Raw genomic sequence first — 19,142 nt, 5'->3', positions numbered from 1 at the left:
CCGGGAGAGCGTCTGGGCAGCTTCTCAGGATCCCGGCGGGGCGTAAAGCAGACGGTTGGCCGTGCCGTCCGGAACGCCCTTGAGCGCGTCCGGCGTCGCCGCCTGAACAAGCGCTTGGTCCACCTGCTCGGGGCCCGCTTCCGGGTGCTGGGCGCGGTACAGCGCCGCCACGCCGGCCGCGAAGGCCGCCGCCATCGACGTACCCGACTCCGGGCCCGCGCCCGTGCCGCCGGCGATCGGACCCGGGACGTCGACGCCCGGCGCGTACAGGTCGAGGTCCTGGCCGAAGTTCGACGCCTTGTCCGGGTGGTCCTGGGCGTCCGTCGCGCCGACGGTCAGCGCCTCCGGCACCCGGCCCGGCGAGAACCCGCTCGCGTCCGCCGTCTCGCTGCCCGCCGGAACCGCGATCGGGACCACCGCCGCCAGCCGCTTGACCGCCGCGTCGAGCTGGTCGTTCGGCACGCCCCCGATGCCGAGGACGGCGACCGCGGGCTGCTGGGCGTTCTGCGCGACCCAGTCGATGCCCGCGATGATCTGGTCGGTGGCGCCGCCGCCGTCCTTGTCGAGCACCCGCACCGGCACGATCTGCGCGCCCTTCGCGACGCCGTAGGCCTTGCCCGCGGCGATCCCGGCGAGGCGCGTGCCGTGGCCGTTGACGTCGGCGGTGTCGGAGCCGCCGTTCAGGAAGTCCCGCCCGGGCGCGACGCGGCCCTCGAAGTCGGGGTGCTTCGCGTCGACGCCGCTGTCGATCACGTAGATCGTGACGCCCGAGGCGTCGCTCGCGTAGTGGTAGGCGTGGTCGAGCCCGGCGCGCTGGTCGATCCGGTCGAGCCCCCAGCTGGGCGGATCGGGCTGCACCCCACCGGCGGCGACCGCCGTGGTCTGGCCGGTGAGCACTATCGCCACTGCCGCTGCCGCGGGAAGCATCCTCATGATCGTCGTGGTACCCCGGCGGCGACCGGGGGACAACTCAGGACTGTCGCTCGATCGGCTGATTCCGCAGCCGGACGGCCCAGACGACGGTGAGCACCAGGAGCCCGGCGAGTCCCAAGCCCGCGACGATTTCGCCGGCGAGGGTCAGCGAAGTGTTGTCCCGGAGACTCGAATACGTCGGGCCCAGCACTCCCGCCAGCCCCGCGCTCCCGGCGCCCAGCACGGCACACGCGACCGCCGGCGGGCGCAGCGCCGCCACGGTGACCACCAGCACGAGGACCAGGAGCGGGCCGAGCGTGAAGTAGGCCGTGGCCCGGCCGGCTTCGCTCGGGTCGAGGTAGTCCAGCTCGGACAGCTGGACGATCCAGCCGGCCGCGACCACCCCGGCGAGGGCGATCGCCACCCAAGGTTGCCACCCCCGCACCCAGCCGGCGCCGAACGCGAGGCCCGGACTGCGGTGCAGCGCCGCGAGCGCCAGCAGGGCAGCCACCACCACCGCGCCGTGCGCGATCAGCTCGAAGACGAAGCCCGCGTTCAGTTCGGTGTCCGACGAGTCCGCTCCGAGGGTGATCCTTTCGCCGACGAACCGCAGCAGCCCGAAGAGCGCGGCGAAGCCGGTGCCGAGCAAGACGGCCGGACCGGTTCGCCGCCTCGTCCGCGGTGCCAGGACCAGAACTCCGCCGAGCAGCGCACAAGCCGCGACCAAGACGACGTAGAACGGCATGCCGGGTCGGTACTGGCCGAGGGTGTACTCGTCGTAGCGGTAGTTCAGGCCGAGTCCGATCACGGCGAAGACCACTCCGGCGATCGCTGTGACGCCGGCGGTGCCGGCCACCGGGTCCGCCGCCACGGGTTCGGGGGAGCGCCCCAAGGTGGCCTTGGTTGCGTCTGACGCACCCAAGGCCGCCTTCGGTGCGTCAGACGCACCGAAGGCCACATTGGGGCGCTTTACCGGCTCGGGTTCCGGCTCAGGTTCCGGCTCAGGTTCCGGCACTGGGTCGGGTTCCGGCTCGGGCGGGGCAGCCACCAGCGGCTCGGGCTCGACGGGTCCGGCCGGTGGCGGCTCCTCGGCGACGGGCTCGGGCTCCGGCTCCGGCGCGGCGAGCGGGACCGGGACCGCCTCGATCTCCACCGCCACCACGACGTCGCCGGTCGGCCCCGTCACCACGACCTTCCCGAGCCGCGTCCCCGATTCCCCGGCCGTGACCGACAGTTCCGCGCCCGAAGCCGTCTGCGCGACCTCGATCCACGAGTGCGACGCCTCGAACCGCACCTCCCGCGCCACCGGCGGACCCGACACCCGCAGCGACGCCGACGCACGCGAGCCCGCCGGAGCCGACAGCCGCACCTCCGGAACATCCACGCGCACCACCGCGAAGCCCAGCGCGTCCGACGCCGCCGCCGCGACGTGCTGGATGTCCGTGGCCACCATGGACTTCAGCGCCTCGAACGCCCCCATCGCCACCGGCAGGTTGTCGCTCGCCAGCCGACGTCGCAGCTCCGCCACCGCGCCCAGCCGCGTGAACGGGTTCTCCGCCGCGATCGCGCCCGCGAGGTCGGCCGGGATCGGGGACGGCTTGATCCGGCGGCGCCTGCTCTTCGCCAGGTACAGCTCGCCCTGCATCTCGATGTCGCGGCTCGGGGTCTGCTTCGGGTTGCGTTCGCGGACGCGGTCGAACAGGTACTCGTACAGCTCGCCGAGCGCTATCCAGCCGTCCTCGTCGCGGTCGGCCTCGCCCGTGCGCAGCCCCTCCACCAGCGCCGCCGTGAACACCGACGGCTGCGCGGGCTGTCCCTCGGCCAGCCGCGCGCCTTCGAAGGCGTACTCGATGGAGTTCGACGCCGTGATGACCGCACGGCCGCGGCCGCCGCGGAAGCTGTCCAGGACGTTCGCGTCGCCCGACGCGCGCACCGCCACGCCCTGCCCGAACGCTCCGCCGTAGCAGCAGTCCAGCAGCAGGACGACGCTGCGCGAGCGGCTCTGCCGGAGGCATTGCTGCACGAACTGCGCGGGCACGGCCGTGGACCGGAGCCGGTCGGGCCGGGTGTTGCGCGCCGCGAAGTACAGCCCGCCCGAGTCGTCCTTCAAGCCGTGGCAGGAGAAGTGCATCAGCAGGACGTCGTCGGGCCGGCCCTCGGCGCACAGGTCCTCGATCTCCGCCTGCACGACGTGCGCGGTCTCGTTGCGGACCACGCGGACCTCGAAGTCGCTGATCGCCCGGTCGGACAGCACCCCGGCGAGGGCGTCGGCGTCCGCCGCGGGCGAGCCCAGCCGCTGCAACCCCGCGTTGTCGTACTCGCCGTTGGCGACGATCAACGCCCGCCTCCGCCCGGCCATACCGGTAGGAAACGCCCATCGGCGCGTTACGGCAAGCAGCCGAACGGGCACACCTATTCGACGGGGTCGCGGAAAATCGTTTCCTGCCCTTTCAGGCAGACCACGGCGTCGAACGCGGCCGCCACGTCGACCGGCACCGAAGCGTGCGCGTGCCGGATGCTCGACGCCGCGGGGCGCGCGACCAGGCAAGGCGCCTGAAAAGCCAGCATCGCCTCGACGCCGCCTTCCGCGGGTGCTTCCAGGACCTGCTCGAACATCCGGAAGCCGAGCCGGGCTTCCGAGTCGGGCACCAGGCCGGTCGTCGTCCCAGAGACCGCGGTCAAAGCGAGCGCGAAGTACTTCTCCCCCAGCTCAGCGGCCAGGTGGGTCCCCGCCGAGGGCGCCGTCATGCCGGGCATCGGCGAGAACGGCACGCGCTGGAGGTGTCCGTTGTGGAGCATCAGGACGATCTTCTCGCCCGGGTGCAGCCGGCGCAGCAGCCGCACGGTGGCCGCCATGTACGTGTCCCGCGACGAACTCTGCGGCTCGGGCGCGCGGCCGGCCATCAGCGCGTCCAGCTCACGCAGGTAGAGGTCGATGCGCAACGCACCCTCCGCATCATGCGCGGCTTCCGGCGCCACCGACTCGACATGTCCTTTGAGGACGGTCAAGGCCGTGGTGGCCGCATCCCGCGCCGCGATGCCCATCTCCTTGTACTTCCCGGGCGCGACCGCACTGCTCACCGACGCATACGGCTCGCAGGCCGCCAACGCGGTGTCCACAAGGGACACGTTGGCGGGATCGACCCGTGACAGGACTTCGCGGACCGCGCGCAGCGAAGGCACCGGCGACCCCGCGGAACTCGGCACATCGACCCCGTAGAACCGGACACCGCGGCCGCGCAACCAGGCCAGCATCTCGTGCACCTCGGCCGAGTCACCCAGGCCGAACGTGAAGCCGTCCCGGGCGATGTCGGCGACGTCGCCCGGTCCGCCCTGGAGCCAGGTGTCGACGAGGTGCCCTTCGGGAAACCCGCCTTCGAAGCCGAGGACGGTGAACCCGCGCTCGGAAACCAGGTGCCGGAGGAGGCGGTCGCGCAGCACCCCGAACTCGCGGATGTGATGGTTGTTCTCGCCGATCGCGACGACCTCGGCGTCGCCGATCAGGTCGGCGATCGAAGCGACGGCGACGGACTCGGGTTCTGGCATACTGGGCACACTAACGCAACAGGAGTAGCAGTTGGCAACCGAGATTTCCGGCACGCGGCGGCCGGGCGGGCGCACCGAGCGGACCCGCCTCGCCGCCCTGAACGCCACCCTCGAACTGCTCGGCGAACGCGGGTACGCCGAGCTGACCGTCGAGGCGGTCGCCGAACGCTCCGGCGTGCACAAGACGACGCTGTACCGCCGGTGGGAGTCCGCCGAAGGCCTGGTCGCGGCGGCCCTGCTGATGGGCACCGAGCAGGAGTGGACGGCGCCGGACACCGGTTCCCTGGAAGGCGACCTGCGCGGGATCAACCTCGAGCTGGTGCACTACTTCACCTCGCCGGGCGAGCGCGAGCTGCCGACGGCGTCGATCTCGGCGGCCTTCCTGTCGACCCGTGCGGCGGACGCCTTGCAGGAGTTCTACGTCGACCGCCACGCGCGCTCGGCGGTGGTGGTCGACCGGGCCGTCGAGCGCGGCGAGGTTCCACCCGGCACGGACGCCGTCGAGGTCGTGCGCGTGGCGTGCGGGCCGATCTTCTACCGGCTGTTCGTCTCGCGCGAAGGCGTGACGCCGCGGGATGCGGGAGTTGCGGCCGCAGCGGCCGCCGCGGCGGCGAAAGCCGGCGTCTTCACGGCAGCGAACGCCGGAACCGCGTCTCCTCCAGCGTGACGCGCCCTTCGTCGATCGTCTCGGTCTGGGTCGCACCGTCGGGCGCCCAGCCCTGCCGGACGTAGAAAGCCTTCGCCCGCTCGTTCGTCGAGAGCACCCACAGGACGACGCTGTCGCCGGACAGTTCTTCGAGGACCCGGTCGTGCAGCGCCCGGCCGAGGCCGCGGCCCCAGTACTCCGGCAGCAGGTACAGCGCGTAGAGCTGCGTGTCCCCGAACGCGGCGAACCCCGCGACGACGCCGTCTTCCTCGGCGACCAGCACCCGGCCGGCGCCCTCGCCGATCTGCCGTGCCCACGACGCCGCGCGTGGCTCGACCGAAAGGCGCGCGAGGAAGTCCTCCGGGATGAGGCCCGCGTAAGCCACCTGCCACGACGCCACGTGGACCTCGCCGATCCCCTGTGCGTCGGCCACCGTCGCGTCGCGGATGGTCAACTCTTCTCCAGGTACTCCGCGCGGTCGACGTCGACGACGTCGGCGACCATCTGCGCCAGGCCGTGGTACTTCTTCAGGTCCGGGTCCTTCTCGATGATCTCCTGCGCGCTGATCCGCGACGCGGCGATCACGTCCTCGTCCCGCAGCAGCGAGAGCAGCTTGAGCGTCGAGCGCTTGCCGGATTGCGCGGCGCCGAGGATGTCGCCTTCGCGGCGCAGCTCCAGGTCCAGCTGCGACAGCTCGAAACCGTCGGTCGTCGACTCGACCGCCGCCAGCCGCTCGCGCGTCGCCGTGCCGTCGAGGGCCTCGGTGACCAGCAGGCAGACCCCCGGCACGCTGCCCCGGCCGACACGCCCGCGCAGCTGGTGCAGCTGGCTGACGCCGAAGCGGTCGGCGTCCATGATCACCATCGCGGTCGCGTTCGGCACGTTGACGCCGACCTCGATCACCGTGGTGGCCACGAGGACGTCGAGGTTGCCCGCGGAGAACGCGCGCATCACGGCGTCCTTCTCGTCGGGCGGCATCCGGCCGTGCAGCACGCCGATCTTCAGCCCCTGAAGCGCGCCGTGCTCCAGTTCTGGCGCGACTTCGAGGACCGCGAGCGGCGGCCGCTTGTCGCTCTTGTCCGACGGCGGCTCGTCGCCGATCCGCGGGCACACGATGTAGGCCTGGTGGCCCTTGCCGACCTCTTCGCGGACCCGCTGCCAAATCCGCTCGAACCAGGCCGGTTTTTCGGCGACCGGCACGACCGTGGTCTTGATCGGCGATCGCCCGACCGGCATCTCACGCAGCGCGGAGACCTCGAGGTCGCCGTACACGGTCATCGCGACCGTGCGCGGGATCGGCGTCGCGGTCATGACCAGCACGTGCGGGCTGGTGTCGCCGGCGCCGCGGGTGCGCAGCGCGTCCCGCTGCTCGACGCCGAAGCGGTGCTGCTCGTCGACGACCGCGAGGCCGAGGTCGGCGAACTCGACGTGGTCCTGGATCAGCGCGTGCGTGCCGACGACGATGCCCGCTTCGCCGCTGACGATCTCCAGCAGCGACTTCTTGCGCTCCTTCGCGCCCATCGACCCGGTGAGCAGCGTCACGCGGGTGGCGTTCTCCGCCGCGCCCAGCTCGCCCGCCTGGCCGAGGTCGCCGAGCATCTCCCGCAGCGACCGCGCGTGCTGGGCGGCGAGGACCTCGGTCGGCGCCAGCATCGCGGTCTGCCGCCCGTTGTCGACGACCTGCAGCATCGCCCGCAGCGCGACGATCGTCTTGCCGGAACCGACCTCGCCCTGCAGCAGCCGGTTCATCGGGTGCTCGGAGGTGAGGTCCGTGGCGATCTCGTCGCCGATCCCCCGCTGGCCCGCGGTCAGGTCGAACGGCAGCCGCTTGTCGAAGGCGTCCATCAGGCCCCCGCTGACGTGCGGGTTCGCCTTCGCCGGCCGGGAGATGGCCGAATGCCGCCGCTGCGCGAAGATCAGCTGGACGGCCATGGCTTCGTCCCACTTGAGCCGCTTCTTCGACGCCTCGAGGTGCGCCCAGTTGGCCGGGCGGTGGATGCCGTGCAGCGCGGTGTCGAGGTCCGACAGCTTGTGCAGCCGCCGCAGCTCGGCCGGCATCGGGTCGTCGTCGACTTCGAGGACGTCGAGCACCTGGCGCACGCACTTCGCGATCGACCACGTCGGCATACCCTGCGCCGCCGGGTAGACCGGGATGATCGCGGCGAGGAAGTCGTCCATCGCCTCGGCTTCGCGGTCGGCCTCGAACAGCTCGTACTCGGGGTTGGTCAGCTGCAGGGTGTCGCGGAAGGCGGACACCTTGCCGGCGAACAGGCCGGTCTTGCCGGGGACGAGGTCCTTCTCGCGCCAGGCCTGGTTGAAGAAGGCGCAGGTGAGCCGGCGCTTCCCGTCGGTGATCACCATGTCGAGGATGGTCCCGTTGCGGGACTTCATCCGCCGCTTGCTCACCTTCTCCACGCGCGCCAGCACGGTGGCGTGCTCGCCCAGCTCGAGGCCGGCGATGTCGGTGAGCTCGCCGCGCTCGGCGTAGCGGCGCGGGTAGTGGCGCAGCAGATCGCTGACCGTTTCGATGTCCAACGCCGTGGCGAGCGCCTTCGCCGTCTTGGCGCCCAGCAGCAGCGGCAGCTTGTCGCGCAGTCCGGCCATCGGCTATTCGACTCCCATCAGCAGCACGGCTCCCGCCTGGCCGCCGGCGTAGCTGGTCAGCTCCACCTCCGGGTGCTCCAGCCGCAGCTGCTCGGCGAGCTCCCCGGCGACCCCGGGCGGGGCGGCGGCCCCGCTCAGCACCGTCACCAGCTCGCCGCCGAGCGCCAGCATCCGGTTCAGCACCTTCATCGCGGCCGCGACCAGGTTCGTCTCCGACGCCGGTGCCGGCTCGATGAGCACGACCTCGTCGTCGACCAGGCCGACCACGTCGCCGGACTGGGCCCGGCCCACCCAGGTTAGCGACTCCTCCTGCGCGATCCGCAGTTCGCCACGCCTGGTCGCGGCGGCCGCTTCGGCCATCGCGACGACGTCGTCGTTGGTGCGGCGCCCGGCGTCGTGCACCGCGAGAGCGGCCAGGACCTGCACCGGCGAGACACACGGGATGACGACGACGTCCCGGTCGGCGGCCATCGCGTGCCCGGCCGCGGTGTCGACCGCCGCGGTGAGCGCGACGCTGCCCGGCAGCACCGTGACGTGCCGCCCGGCGGCCTCGTTGAGCAGGCTGATCACGTCCTCGACGCTGGGGGTTTCGCCTTCGGCCACGGCCAGCACCGGGATGCTCTCGGCGCGCAGCAGCTCGGCCAGCTCGCCGCCGTGCACGACGGCGACGACCGTGCGGTCGATCCCGCCGCCGGGCTCGATCGGCGTCGGCGTGAGCAGCGGCTCGACGCGGATCTTGCGCGGACGGCCCAGCGCGAGCCCGGCCTCGATGGCGGCGCCGATGTCGGCGCAGTGGACGTGCACGGCGTGGCTGCCCGAGCCGTCGCCGGCCACGGTGACGCTGTCGCCGAGGCCGCTCAGCTCCTTGCGCAGGGTCGGCAGGCTCTGCTCGTCGACGCCGTCGAGGAGGTACATGACCTCCCAGGCGAAGGCCTCGGCCTGCGGGATCGCGTGGACTTCGAGGGGGTGCTCCTGCTGGAGCGGGGCGCCGGTGAGCACGCCGACCAGGGCGTCGAGCACGGCGACGAGCCCGCGGGCGCCCGCGTCGACGACACCGGCCCTGGCCAGCGCGGGCAGCTGCAGCGGCGTCTTCTCGAGGGCGTGCGCGGCTTCCTTCGCGGCTTCCCGGGCGATGCCGGTCAAGGAGCGGGTCTCGCCGCGCACGGCGAGGGCGACGGCGTGCAGGACGGTGAGGATGGTCCCGGCGACGGGACGGCTCACGGCGCCGGTGGCGACTTCGTCGGCGTGCCCGAGCGCCTTGGCCAGCCACTCGCCGTCCAGTTCTCCTCGGGCGCTGTCGGCCAGCCCGCGCACGACCTGGGACAGGATCACGCCGGAGTTGCCCTTGGCCGACGCGACGGCGCCGCGGGCAAGGATCTTCAGCGCGTCGGCGGCGTCCTTCGGTTGCGCGGCTTCGAGTTCCTTCGCCGCGCCGGTCATCGTGAAGAGCATGTTGGAGCCGGTGTCGGAGTCCGCGACGGGGTAGACGTTGATCTCGTCGATGGCCGGCCGCAGGCTCGCCAGACTGTGCACACAGCCCGTCGCCCAGGCCGACACCATCGCCGTGTCCAGCACCCGCACCCCGTAACCTCCTGACCGGTCTCGGGCAGCGTATCGACCCGGTGCCGGGAGCCGGGAAGCCACTGGTTAGTATGGTCGAGTTGCCCAGCACGTCTGGGCTCATCTCTATGACCCAGATCCAAAGGAGTTCGACGTGGCTGCCGTGTGCGACGTCTGTGGCAAGGGACCCGGCTTCGGCAAGTCGGTCTCGCACTCCCACCGCCGTACCAACCGCCGGTGGAACCCGAACATCCAGACCGTTCACGCCAAGGTGGGTATTTCCCAGCGCAAGCGCCTGAACGTGTGCACCTCGTGCATCAAGGCTGGCAAGGTCGTTCGCGGCTGAGGCGAGAAGAGTTCGGAAATGGCGGGTGCTCTCCGGAGCACCCGCCATTTTCATGCGGGCTAATTGAGGAAGCCGGTCAGCAGGTCGCGCAGGGTTTCCGGGTTCTGCAGCACCCCGTGGTCCTGGCCCTCCAAGGTCTCGTGACGGGCTCCCGGCACCGCCTCGGCTGCCACCCGAGCACCCGCCTGAAGCTCCTCAGGGCTCGCGCCGCCGCCGATGACCAGGGTCGGCACCGAAATGCGAGCCAGGTGGTCCAGGCGGGGGCGGGCGCCCGGGCCGCAGATCGTCAGGTCGTACGGCAGCGTGTGCGCCAGCGCTGTGAACCAGCCCCACACCGGGGCCGCCTTCATCCCCTCGATCATCTCCGCGGGCGTGCCCGCGACCATCAGGAACGTCGCCACCGCGCCGTCGCGATCGCCCGCCGCCAGGTGCGCCTGCACTTTCTCCAGGACGTCGCCCCGCGGCTCCTCCGGAGTCGCGTACGGCGGCTCGTACGCCACCAGCTTCTCGATCGGCAGTCCGGCAGCGGCCGCCTCCAGGGCCAGCACCGCCCCCGACGAGTGCCCGAACACCGACGCCGAGCCGCCGACCTCGGCGATCAGCGCCGCGAGGTCCTCGATCTCCCGCTCCATCGCGTACTCCGGCGCATCACCGCTGTTTCCGCGGCCGCGCCGGTCGTAGGCGATCGTCGTGAAGTCCCCGGCCAGCACCTCGGCCAGGCCCGCGACGGTCGTCCGGTCGTTGAACGCGCCGCCCACCAGGATCACCGGCGCGCTCGAGCCGCGCCGCTCGCCGAAGATGGTCGTGCCGTCCGCCGAAATGACGTTCATCTCTCCTCCAAAGGTCACCCCTGGTCGGAGCCGTCACGCGGTTCCGGACACCGAACCTACGGAAGTTTCCAGTCGACCGGCGCCGCACCCTGCTGTTCCAGGAGCTGGTTGGCCCGGCTGAACGGCCGCGACCCGAAGAAGCCGTTGTGCGCCGAGAGCGGGCTCGGGTGCGCCGACTCGATGCACGGCACCTCGCCCAGCAGCGGGCGCAGGTTCCGCGCGTTGCGCCCCCACAGGATCGCCACCATCGGCTCCGACCGCGCCGCGAGGGCCTTGATCGCCTGCTCGGTGACGTCTTCCCAGCCCTTGCCCTGGTGCGAGTTCGACTTGCCGGGCTGCACCGTCAGCGCCCTGTTGAGCAGCAGCACGCCCTGGTCCGCCCACGGCGTCAGGTCGCCGTTCGACGGCAGCGGGTGGCCGAGGTCCTCGGCGTACTCCTTGTAGATGTTGACCAGGCTCTTCGGGATCGGCCGGACGTCCGGCGCCACCGAGAAGCTCAGGCCCACCGCGTGCCCGGGCGTCGGGTACGGGTCCTGCCCGACGATCAGCACGCGCACGTCGTGGAACGGCTGCTTGAACGCCCGCAGCACGTGCTCACCCGCCGGGAGGTAGGTCCGGCCGGCGGCGATCTCCGCGCGGAGGAACTCCCCCATCGCGGCGACCTGCGGCGCCACCGGTTCGAGGGCCTCGGCCCAGCCTGCCTCGACGATGTCCTGCAGCGGTCGTGCGGTCACGGCGCGCAAGCCTACCGGGCGTGGCCGGCGTCACCCGAGCGGGTCGAGCCGCCGCAGCTCGGTCCGGAACCGCTTCCCGCGCTCGACGTAGGAATCCACCACCATGGCGATGCTCTCCGGGCCGAACGACTTGTTCTCCCGCACCTTCGCGGGCACGCCGAGGGCGATCTCGCCGGTCTTCACGTGGGAGCCGTACGACAGCACCGCGCCCGCGCCGACCATGCCGCCGTCCTCGATCACCGAGCCGTTGAGCACCACCGAGCCGGACGCGATCAGGCAGCCGGTGCCGATCGTCGCGCCCTCGACGTGGACCGCGTGGCCGATCGCCGACGACGGCCCGAGGATCGTCGGGTGCCGCTCCGTGCAGTGCAGGACGCAGCCGTCCTGGACGTTCGACCGCTCGCCGAGCTCGATGTAGCCGTGGTCCCCGCGCAGGACTGTCTGCGGCCACACCGACGCGTGCGCGCCGATCCGGACGTCGCCGATGATCGTGGCGTCCGGGTGGACGTAGGCGTCGGGGTGGATCGTCGGCTCGAGATCACCGAGTGCGTAGATGGCCATGCCGCCTCCGGGTGCGGTGCTGTTCGTTGCCAATCCGACTACAGCCACGGCCGACGGTTTCGCAGCACCGGTCAGGTAGCGCTCGGGGGCCGGCCTGCTTCCGGCCGGATTGGCAACTGCGGTTTCACTTCCGGTGCGATTGGATCACGGCATCGCCGCGAACCGGAAAGCCAGTACCGGGAGCACGGGCCTCGTGCTCCTCCTCGTCGTGCTGACCTGGCTGCTCAGCCTGCCCGTCGCGTCCCCGGCGCTCGCGAACGGCCTGGCCGAGACCCCGCCGATGGGCTGGAACAGCTGGAACCAGGTCCGCTGCTACGACCTCACCGAGGACGTCGTCGAGAAGGCGGCCGACGCCCTGTCCGACACCGGCCTGCGTGACGCCGGCTACCGCTACGTCGTCGTCGACGACTGCTGGCAGGCACCCGCCCGCGCGGCCGACGGCTCGCTGCAGGCCGATCCGGCGCGCTTCCCGCACGGCATCGCCGACCTCGCCGACTACGTCCACTCCCGCGGCCTGCTGTTCGGCATCTACGCCGTGCCGGGCAGCCGGACCTGCGCGATGGCGAACGACGCCTACCCGGCGACCGGCATCGGCTCGCTCGGCCACGAGCGCCAGGACGCGGAGACGTTCGACCGCTGGGGCGTCGACTACCTCAAGTACGACTGGTGCAACGCCGACACCGTCGACGGCCTGAACAGGCAGGCGGCGTTCGAGAAGATGCGCGACGAGCTCGCCGCGCTCCCCCGCCCGATCGTCTACGCGATCTCCGAGTACGGCGTCTCCAGCCCGTGGACCTGGGCGCGACCGGTGGCGAACCTCTGGCGGACGACCAACGACCTGGTCCCGACCTGGGACTCGGTGCTGGCGACGATCGACCAGCAGGCCGCCGTCGCGTCCCACAGCGGCGCCCCGGGCGGCTGGAACGACCCCGACATGCTGCAGGTCGGCAACGGCACGCTGACCGCGGACGAGGCCCGCGCGCACTTCAGCGTCTGGGCCGTGCTGAACGCGCCGCTGTTCGCCGGCACCGACCCGGCGAAGCTGAGCGACACCGACCTCGCGACGCTCGCCAACCCCGAGGCGATCGCCGTCGACCAGGACTTCGCGGGCGGCCAGGGCCGGCAGCTCACCGCCGGTCCCGGCTACCAGGTGTGGGGGAAACCGCTTTCCGGCGGCGGGTTCGCGGTGGTGCTGCTCAACACCGGCGGCACCACCGCGACCGTCTCCGCGGCGATCCCCGGGGCCTGGGACGTCCGGGACCTGTGGGCGCACAAGGAGGTCGGCACCGACGTCTCGGCGGCTCTGCGCCCGCACGCCGCGGCCCTGCTGAAGCTCACACCGAGGTGAGGTCCTTGCCGTAGCAGCGGCTTTCGGGCTCGTTCTTGTAGATGCCGAACTTCGGGATCTCGGCGTAGCCCGACGAGGTGTACAGCGCGATGGCCTCGGGCTGCTTGGTCCCGGTTTCCAGGATCGCGCGCTTGCGGCCGCACACCGCCGCCGTGCGCTCCAGCTCGGACAGGATCATCCGCGCGAACCCGCGACCGCGGGCGGAATCGGCGACGTACATCCGCTTGAACTCGGCGTCGCCGTCCTGGAAGTCCGGCGCGGGGCCGTCGTGGGCGCGCCACGCCCCGCAGGCGACCGCTTCCTCGCCTTGGTAGCCGACGAGGAAGACGCCCTGCGGCGGGTCGAAGTCCGCCGGGGTCATCGGGGTGGCGTCTTCGTCGCCATAGCGCTCGACGTACACCTGCTGCACCGCGGACATGAGCTTGGCCGCGTCGGGATGGTCGTAGGGGACCGGAACGATTCTCACGTCCGCCGACTTTAGATCAGCGCCAGTGTGTCCATCCTGCTTCTCGGGTAAAAGGCTTGCCGTCCACGGTGATCCCCGAGTCCGCCATCGTGACGACGCCGATCGTGCGCCACCCCTCGGGCAGCTCGGCGAAGGGCGGGAACGTGGCCACCAAGGCGTGGTCTTCCCCGCCGGTGAGCACCCAGTCCAGGGGATCGGCGCCCAGCGCGGCACCGACTTCGGTGAGCCGCGCGGGGACGTCGAGGTCGGCGGTCCGGACGTCGATGCCGACGCCGGAGGCCTCACCGATGTGGGCGAGGTCGGCCAGGAGCCCGTCCGAGACGTCGATCATCGCGGTGGCTCCCGCGAGGGCGGCACGCGGACCGGCGTCGTAGGGCGGTTCCGGGCAGCGCTGGGCGTTGACGACGCCGACCGGCGACCGGAACCCGCGGCCGAGCACGGCCAGGCCGGCGGCGGCCCAGCCGAGCTTTCCGCACACCGCGAGGAGGTCGCCAGGCCGGGCGCCCGAGCGCGTCACGGGCTCGCGGTCGCCCAGGTCACCGAGCGCGGTGATGCTGATCACGAGCTGGTCGGCGCGGACCATGTCGCCGCCGGAGACGCCGATGCCGGCGCGCTCGGCTTCGGCCCACATGCCGTCGGCGAGCGCGGTGACGAGCTCGCGCGGGGTGTCGGGCGGGCAGGCGAGACCGACCAGGACGGTGGTCGGGGTGGCGCCCATGGCGGCGATGTCGGCCAGGTTGACCGCGACGGCCTTGCGCCCGACGTACTCGGGCGGCGACCAGTCCAGCCGGAAGTGGACGCCCTGGACGAGCACGTCGGTACTGGCGACCACGCGGCCGTCGGGGGCCGCGACGACGGCGGCGTCGTCGCCCGGGCCGAGCAGCGTGCCCGGCGGCTGGCGCCGTCCTTCGGTGACCGCGCGGATGAGCGCGAACTCGCCGGTCTCGGCGACCGTTGCGTCGTTCGGTGACACCGGTCACCTCTGCTTTCTCTACCGGGACAAAGATCGATCACCGATAGTCGGATGCCCTATGTTTTTCGGTGAGCTGGCTATACGTTCCTACCTGAGCTGACCGATCCCGACGAAAGGGCGCGCCGTGGTCCACGCATACATCCTCATCCAGACCGAGGTCGGCAAGGCGGCCGCGGTGGCGGCCGAGATCTCCAGCATCCCGGGTGTCACCAGTTCGGAGGATGTCACCGGACCGTACGACGTGATCGTCCGCGCGGCCGCCGACAGCGTCGACCAGCTGGGCCAGCTCGTGGTCGCCAAGGTGCAGAACGTGGAAGGCATCACGCGGACGCTGACCTGCCCGGTCGTGCATCTCTGAGCAGTGGTGTAGTGAGGGGGTGCCTGACTCCGACACCGGTGCCCCGCCCAGGGTGGTGCTCGTCACCGCCGCCGCGCTCGCCGTGGCCCTGGCGGTCGCCGTCGCCGTCTTCGCGCTGACCCAGCGCTCTTCGGACTCCCCGGATTCCGGTCCTCTGCCGCTCGTCCCCGTGCCGGCGCCCTTCGCCACGGCCCCGGGCTGCACGACGCTGCTGGCCGCGGTGCCGACCGAGCTGACGTCGAACGGCACGTCTCTCAAGGTGCGCGCGCTGGCAGACCCCGCCCCGCCGGCCACGGTGGCCTGGGGCTCGGCCGACCCGCTGGTGCTGCGGTGCGGCTTGGACCGTCCCCCGGAGCTGACGCCGACGGCGGCGCTGCGGCTGGTGAACAAGGTGCAGTGGCTGCAGGTGCCGGGCGACGGCGCGTCGACGTGGTACGTGGTGGACCGCGAGGTCTACGCGGCGTTGACGGTGCCGGACAGCGCCGGGACGGGACCGCTGCAGCAGATCTCGGACACGGTCGCGGCGAAGCTGCCCGCTCGGCCGCTGCGCTTCTCCTGAGCTTCGGTCAGCGCAGGCCGGTGCCGCGGGCGACGGCCGTCTCGATGAGCGTGGTCAGCAGCGTCGCGTAGTCCACGCCGGTGACCTCCCACATCTTCGGGTAGGCGGACTTCGTCGTGAAGCCGGGCATGGTGTTGACCTCGTTGATGGTCAGCTCGCCGTCGGCGCCGACGAAGAAGTCGACGCGGGCGAGGCCCTGGCAGTCGAGCGCCTGGAAGGCCTTCACGGCCATCGCGCGGAGCTTCTCGGTGAGCGCGTCGTCGAGCTTGGCCGGGATGTCCAGCTCCGCGTCGTCGCCGAGGTACTTGGTTTCGAAGTCGTACCAAGCGTTTTCGTCCTCGGACAGCACACGGATCTCGGCGGGCAGCGAGGCTTCGACGCGGCCGTCCGGAAATTCGAGGACCCCGCACTCGACCTCACGGCCGACGACAGCCGCCTCGACGAGGACCTTAGGGTCGGTGGCGCGGGCGAGTTCGATGGCGGCGCCGAGGTCGTCCCACGACGTCACGCGGCTGATGCCGACGGACGACCCGGCGCGCGACGGCTTGACGAAGACGGGCAGGCCGAGCTTGGCCTTGTCGTGTTCGTCCAAAGTGGACTGGCTGCGCTTCAGGGCGGCGAAGGTGCCGACCGGAAGTCCTTCGGCGGCCAGGAGTTTCTTCGCGGTTTCCTTGTCCATGGCGGCGGCGCTGGCGAGCACACCGGGGCCGACGTACGGGATGCCGGCGAGCTCGAGCAGACCCTGAATGGTGCCGTCTTCGCCGAAGGCGCCGTGCAGCACCGGGAAGACGACGTCCACCTGGGAAAGGAGTTCGCTTTCCCGCCCGGCTTCGACGGCGACGAGACCCTGGCTGGACGGATCCCCGGCGAGAACGAGCCCCTTGCCGTCGTCGACGGACGGCAGTTCGCGGCCCCGGATGGCGAGCTGCGCGGAGTCCCCGGTGCCGAGCACCCAGCGTCCGGCGCGGGTGATGCCGACCGGGACGGCTTCGAAGCGTTCCGGATCGAGGTTCCCCAGGACGCTGCCGGCGGACAGGCAGGAGATGGTGTGCTCGCTGCTGCGCCCGCCGAACACGACCGCCACCCGGATCTTCTCGCTCATGGTGAGCCACCGTACCCGGTGACCTCGGCGAACAGCCGAGCCCCGTGCGCCGGGCGGACCCCCGCGCGCGACGAGCGCAACCTGTGCGGGCCCTGCTACGTCTGGTACATCGAGGCACCGGTGGGCCCGGGACCGCTCGCCCAGGCTGCTCGGCGCCGCACCAGGGCGGGGCCCGCCCTCCCCAGGGGGACCATCCCCGCTCCAGCGTATCGGCGAGGACCGACGCAAAGCCGGGAAAACCCGCCCGCGAACCCTCGTTGTCCACATCACGGCCCGGCTGTGGACAACAGCGCAAGCCCCGGCAAAGCGAGCGGATCACCGCGCATCCGCCGCACCCCGGCGCCCCAAGGCGGCCTTCGGTGCGCTGAACGCAACCAATGTGGCCTTCGGTGCGCTCAACGCAACCAAGGCCACATTGGGGCGCTCCATACCAAGCCGCGGCGCAAGTCTCAGCGCAGCAAAGACACCAGCGTCGGCAAGGCCGCCACCAGCGCCTCCCGCGCACAACCCGCGTACCCGATCGCCACCCCGTGCGCCGACGGCTCCCCCGCGAAGTGCCGCGCCAGCCCGTCCAACCGGATCCCGCGCCGCTCCGCGGAAGCGATCACCGAAGCCTCCACCGCAGCCGACGAAAACGGCACCACCAGGTGCGCCCCCGCGTCATCACCGCGAACCGGAACCCCCGCCGAAGCCAACGCCCCCGCCAGCAACGTGCGCCGCTCGGCCATCTCACGACGCAGTTTCCGCAGGTGACGCCCCAGATCCCCGTTCCGCGCGAACTCGTACAACACCCGCTGCCCGGCCGGCGACGGCCGCGTCCCGGTCAAATCCCGGTACGCCAGCACCGCCGACGTGATCGCCTCCGGCGCGACCATCCACCCCGCACCCAGCGTCGGCGTCAGGATCTTCGACGTCGTCCCCAAGTGCGCCACGACATCCGGTGCCAGAGAAGCCAGCATCGGCAGCGGCGCCACGTCGAAGCGCAGCTCGCCGTCGTAGTCGTCCTCGATGACCAGCATGGAAGACGAACGCGCCCGCTCCACCAGCGCCACCCGCCGCGCCGCGCTCAGCCGGCTGCCCATCGGGTACTGGTGCGCCGGCGAGCAGTACACCGCCCGCGCGCCCGGCGGGATCGCGTCCGGCCGCAGCCCCTCGTCGTCCACCGGCACGCCCACCACCCGCATGCCCGCCCGCAGGAACGCCTGCACCGCACGCTGATACCCGGGCTCCTCGACGGCGACGACGTCCCCGCGTTCGAGCACCGCCGCGGCCAGCTCGACGACGGCCGCCGTCGTGCCGCCGGTCGCCAGCACCGAACCGGCGGCCAGCCCGCGGTGGCGCAGCAGGTGCTCCGACACCGCCGCGCGGTACTCCGGCAGCCCGGCCCGGTGCGCGCGGACCAGGGGGTCCGGGTCGGCCGCGGCGCGCCACGCCCGGCGCCAGGCCGCGCGGTCCAGGCCGTCCGCCCACGGCGTGCCGGGGCCGAGGTCGAGCAGCGAAGGCGCTTCGGCCTCGAACGCCGGAACAGCAGGCGCCGGGACCTCCGAAGCCGAAAACGACGGCGGCGTCGTCACGTACGTGCCAGAGCCGTGGCGCCCGGCGATCCACCCCTCGGCGTGCAACTGCTCGTACGCCGCCGACGTCACCGTGCGGCTGACGCCGAGGCGCCCGGCCAGGGCCCGCGTCGACGGCAGCCGGTCGCCGCCCCGGAGGTGGCCTGAAGCGGCGGCTTCCCGCAACGCGTCGGCGAGCTGGACGGCCAGCGGCGTCGCGTCGTCCCGGTCGAGACTCACCGGGAGCGCGGTGTCGGCGTGGGTCACGGGACCTCCTCAAGTGGACTTCCCAAGTGTACGAGAAGTGGCCGTTTTCCGATGCCACTGCACTGGGAGACGCTGGTCGCATGCTGTCCACCACGCCCCGCACCACGCTCGGCCGCAAGAAGCACCGGGCCGTGACCGACCGCTCCGCGCTCTACGACGTCCTGGACGAGGGCCTGATCTGCCACCTCGGCATCGTCCGCGACGGCGCGCCGATCGTCCTGCCGACCGGCTACGGCCGCGACGGCGACACGCTCTACCTGCACGGCTCCACCGGCGCGTCCAGCCTCCGCATGGCGTCAAGCGACCTCGACGTCTGCGTCACCGTCACGCTCCTCGACGGCATCGTCTACTCGCGATCGGTCAACAACCACTCGATGAACTACCGCAGCGCGGTCATCTTCGGGAGCGCAAAGCCGGTCGTCGACGCCGAAGCGAAGATGCACGGCCTGAAGGTGCTCACCGACCACCTCGCGCCAGGTTCGTGGGAGCACGCGCGCGAGGTCAACGCGAAGGAGTTCGCGGCGGTGAGCGTCCTCTCCCTCGACCTCGCCGAAGCGTCGGTGAAGATGCGCGCCGAGGGCCCGGACGACGAGCCGGAGGACCTCGACGCGGACGCCGCCTGGGCGGGAGTCCTCCCGGTCCGGACGGTCTTCGGCGCGCCCGAGCCGTCCACCGACCTCTCCCCCGGCTGGACAACGCCGCCGCACGTCACCGGTCGTGAGTGAGAAACAGGGTTATTAAAAAGTTTATCAAACACGACCCGGCCACCGGCCACCC

Annotated in this window: 19 protein-coding genes; 6 read left to right on the top strand and 13 right to left on the bottom strand. The window is 71.9% G+C overall.

Annotation, left to right across the window (positions count from 1 at the left end):
- Nucleotides 1–24: 24 nt before the first annotated feature.
- Genes AB0M59_RS22405 through AB0M59_RS22395 form a run of 3 tightly spaced genes read right to left on the bottom strand, consistent with a single transcriptional unit; the run spans nucleotide 25 to nucleotide 4,458 of the window.
- Nucleotides 25–927 carry a S8 family peptidase gene (locus tag AB0M59_RS22405; protein ID WP_364618096.1) on the bottom strand — a complete coding sequence of 301 codons (903 nt, stop codon included), beginning with the start codon at nucleotides 925–927 and terminating at the stop codon, nucleotides 25–27.
- 43 nt (nucleotides 928–970) lie between these two features.
- Nucleotides 971–3,271, bottom strand: coding sequence for a caspase family protein (locus AB0M59_RS22400; RefSeq protein WP_364617824.1), 2,301 nt, complete (start codon nucleotides 3,269–3,271; stop codon nucleotides 971–973).
- Nucleotides 3,272–3,324: 53 nt separating this feature from the next.
- Nucleotides 3,325–4,458 carry an erythromycin esterase family protein gene (locus AB0M59_RS22395; protein WP_364617822.1) on the bottom strand — a complete coding sequence of 378 codons (1,134 nt, stop codon included), beginning with the start codon at nucleotides 4,456–4,458 and terminating at the stop codon, nucleotides 3,325–3,327.
- A gap of 31 nt (nucleotides 4,459–4,489) precedes the next feature.
- On the opposite strand from AB0M59_RS22395, the gene AB0M59_RS22390 reads away from it, so the two are divergent.
- Nucleotides 4,490–5,125 (top strand): TetR/AcrR family transcriptional regulator, encoded by a 636-nt coding sequence (locus tag AB0M59_RS22390; protein ID WP_364617820.1) that lies wholly within the window; start codon nucleotides 4,490–4,492, stop codon nucleotides 5,123–5,125.
- On the opposite strand, the gene AB0M59_RS22385 is transcribed toward AB0M59_RS22390, so the two are convergent.
- The 3 genes from AB0M59_RS22385 to AB0M59_RS22375 are packed head-to-tail and all read right to left on the bottom strand — an operon-like array spanning nucleotide 5,085 to nucleotide 9,289.
- A complete protein-coding gene (locus AB0M59_RS22385) occupies nucleotides 5,085–5,558 on the bottom strand; it encodes a GNAT family N-acetyltransferase (RefSeq protein ID WP_364617818.1) in 474 nt (157 codons plus the stop codon). The genes AB0M59_RS22390 and AB0M59_RS22385 overlap by 41 nt on opposite strands.
- Nucleotides 5,555–7,708 (bottom strand): ATP-dependent DNA helicase RecG, encoded by a 2,154-nt coding sequence (gene recG / locus AB0M59_RS22380; RefSeq protein WP_364617816.1) that lies wholly within the window; start codon nucleotides 7,706–7,708, stop codon nucleotides 5,555–5,557. Before recG ends, AB0M59_RS22385 begins: the two co-directional genes overlap by 4 nt.
- Nucleotides 7,709–7,711: 3 nt before the next feature.
- Nucleotides 7,712–9,289, bottom strand: a complete 1,578-nt coding sequence (locus tag AB0M59_RS22375) for a DAK2 domain-containing protein (RefSeq protein ID WP_364617814.1) — start codon at nucleotides 9,287–9,289, stop codon at nucleotides 7,712–7,714.
- A 133-nt stretch (nucleotides 9,290–9,422) separates the two neighbouring features.
- Between AB0M59_RS22375 and rpmB the strand changes: the two genes are divergently transcribed.
- Nucleotides 9,423–9,614, top strand: a complete 192-nt coding sequence (gene rpmB, locus AB0M59_RS22370) for a 50S ribosomal protein L28 (protein ID WP_247062089.1) — start codon at nucleotides 9,423–9,425, stop codon at nucleotides 9,612–9,614.
- Nucleotides 9,615–9,673: 59 nt separating this feature from the next.
- Here the strand turns inward: rpmB and AB0M59_RS22365 are convergent, their stop codons facing one another.
- From AB0M59_RS22365 to AB0M59_RS22355, 3 genes are read right to left on the bottom strand one after another with little or no spacing between them, the layout of a single operon-like run.
- The gene (locus AB0M59_RS22365; protein WP_364617812.1) at nucleotides 9,674–10,444 is read right to left on the bottom strand and encodes an alpha/beta hydrolase; all 771 of its coding nucleotides are present in this window, start codon (nucleotides 10,442–10,444) and stop codon (nucleotides 9,674–9,676) included.
- A gap of 56 nt (nucleotides 10,445–10,500) precedes the next feature.
- Entirely contained in the window at nucleotides 10,501–11,178 is a 678-nt protein-coding gene (locus tag AB0M59_RS22360; RefSeq protein WP_364617811.1) for a uracil-DNA glycosylase, read from the bottom strand.
- A gap of 30 nt (nucleotides 11,179–11,208) precedes the next feature.
- Entirely contained in the window at nucleotides 11,209–11,739 is a 531-nt protein-coding gene (locus AB0M59_RS22355) for a gamma carbonic anhydrase family protein (protein ID WP_364617809.1), read from the bottom strand.
- Between the two features lie 193 nt (nucleotides 11,740–11,932).
- On the opposite strand from AB0M59_RS22355, the gene AB0M59_RS22350 reads away from it, so the two are divergent.
- Nucleotides 11,933–13,087, top strand: coding sequence for a glycoside hydrolase family 27 protein (locus AB0M59_RS22350; RefSeq protein ID WP_364617807.1), 1,155 nt, complete (start codon nucleotides 11,933–11,935; stop codon nucleotides 13,085–13,087).
- On the opposite strand, the gene AB0M59_RS22345 is transcribed toward AB0M59_RS22350, so the two are convergent.
- Nucleotides 13,074–13,553 carry a GNAT family N-acetyltransferase gene (locus AB0M59_RS22345; RefSeq protein ID WP_364617806.1) on the bottom strand — a complete coding sequence of 160 codons (480 nt, stop codon included), beginning with the start codon at nucleotides 13,551–13,553 and terminating at the stop codon, nucleotides 13,074–13,076. The two genes, AB0M59_RS22350 and AB0M59_RS22345, sit on opposite strands and share 14 nt — an antisense overlap.
- Before the next feature lie 16 nt (nucleotides 13,554–13,569).
- Nucleotides 13,570–14,526, bottom strand: a complete 957-nt coding sequence (locus AB0M59_RS22340) for a thiamine-phosphate kinase (RefSeq protein ID WP_364617805.1) — start codon at nucleotides 14,524–14,526, stop codon at nucleotides 13,570–13,572.
- 124 nt (nucleotides 14,527–14,650) lie between these two features.
- Between AB0M59_RS22340 and AB0M59_RS22335 the strand changes: the two genes are divergently transcribed.
- Together AB0M59_RS22335 and AB0M59_RS22330 are read left to right on the top strand one after the other, a co-directional pair.
- Nucleotides 14,651–14,884, top strand: coding sequence for an Lrp/AsnC ligand binding domain-containing protein (locus AB0M59_RS22335; RefSeq protein ID WP_125306405.1), 234 nt, complete (start codon nucleotides 14,651–14,653; stop codon nucleotides 14,882–14,884).
- Between the two features lie 19 nt (nucleotides 14,885–14,903).
- Complete coding sequence (locus tag AB0M59_RS22330; protein WP_364617804.1) at nucleotides 14,904–15,443, top strand: DUF3515 domain-containing protein; 540 nt, start codon at nucleotides 14,904–14,906, stop codon at nucleotides 15,441–15,443.
- A 7-nt stretch (nucleotides 15,444–15,450) separates the two neighbouring features.
- On the opposite strand, the gene AB0M59_RS22325 is transcribed toward AB0M59_RS22330, so the two are convergent.
- Complete coding sequence (locus AB0M59_RS22325) at nucleotides 15,451–16,545, bottom strand: D-alanine--D-alanine ligase family protein (RefSeq protein ID WP_364617803.1); 1,095 nt, start codon at nucleotides 16,543–16,545, stop codon at nucleotides 15,451–15,453.
- A gap of 449 nt (nucleotides 16,546–16,994) precedes the next feature.
- On the bottom strand, nucleotides 16,995–18,365 hold the full coding sequence (locus AB0M59_RS22320) for a PLP-dependent aminotransferase family protein (RefSeq protein ID WP_364617802.1): 1,371 nt from the start codon (nucleotides 18,363–18,365) through the stop codon (nucleotides 16,995–16,997).
- Nucleotides 18,366–18,445: 80 nt separating this feature from the next.
- Between AB0M59_RS22320 and AB0M59_RS22315 the strand changes: the two genes are divergently transcribed.
- The gene (locus AB0M59_RS22315; protein ID WP_364617801.1) at nucleotides 18,446–19,090 is read left to right on the top strand and encodes a pyridoxamine 5'-phosphate oxidase family protein; all 645 of its coding nucleotides are present in this window, start codon (nucleotides 18,446–18,448) and stop codon (nucleotides 19,088–19,090) included.
- Nucleotides 19,091–19,142: the final 52 nt, after the last annotated feature.

It is taken from the genome of Amycolatopsis sp. NPDC051371 (assembly GCF_040682155.1).
Classification (GTDB): Bacteria; Actinomycetota; Actinomycetes; order Mycobacteriales; family Pseudonocardiaceae; genus Amycolatopsis.
This window is presented reverse-complemented; position numbering and strand designations above follow the sequence as displayed.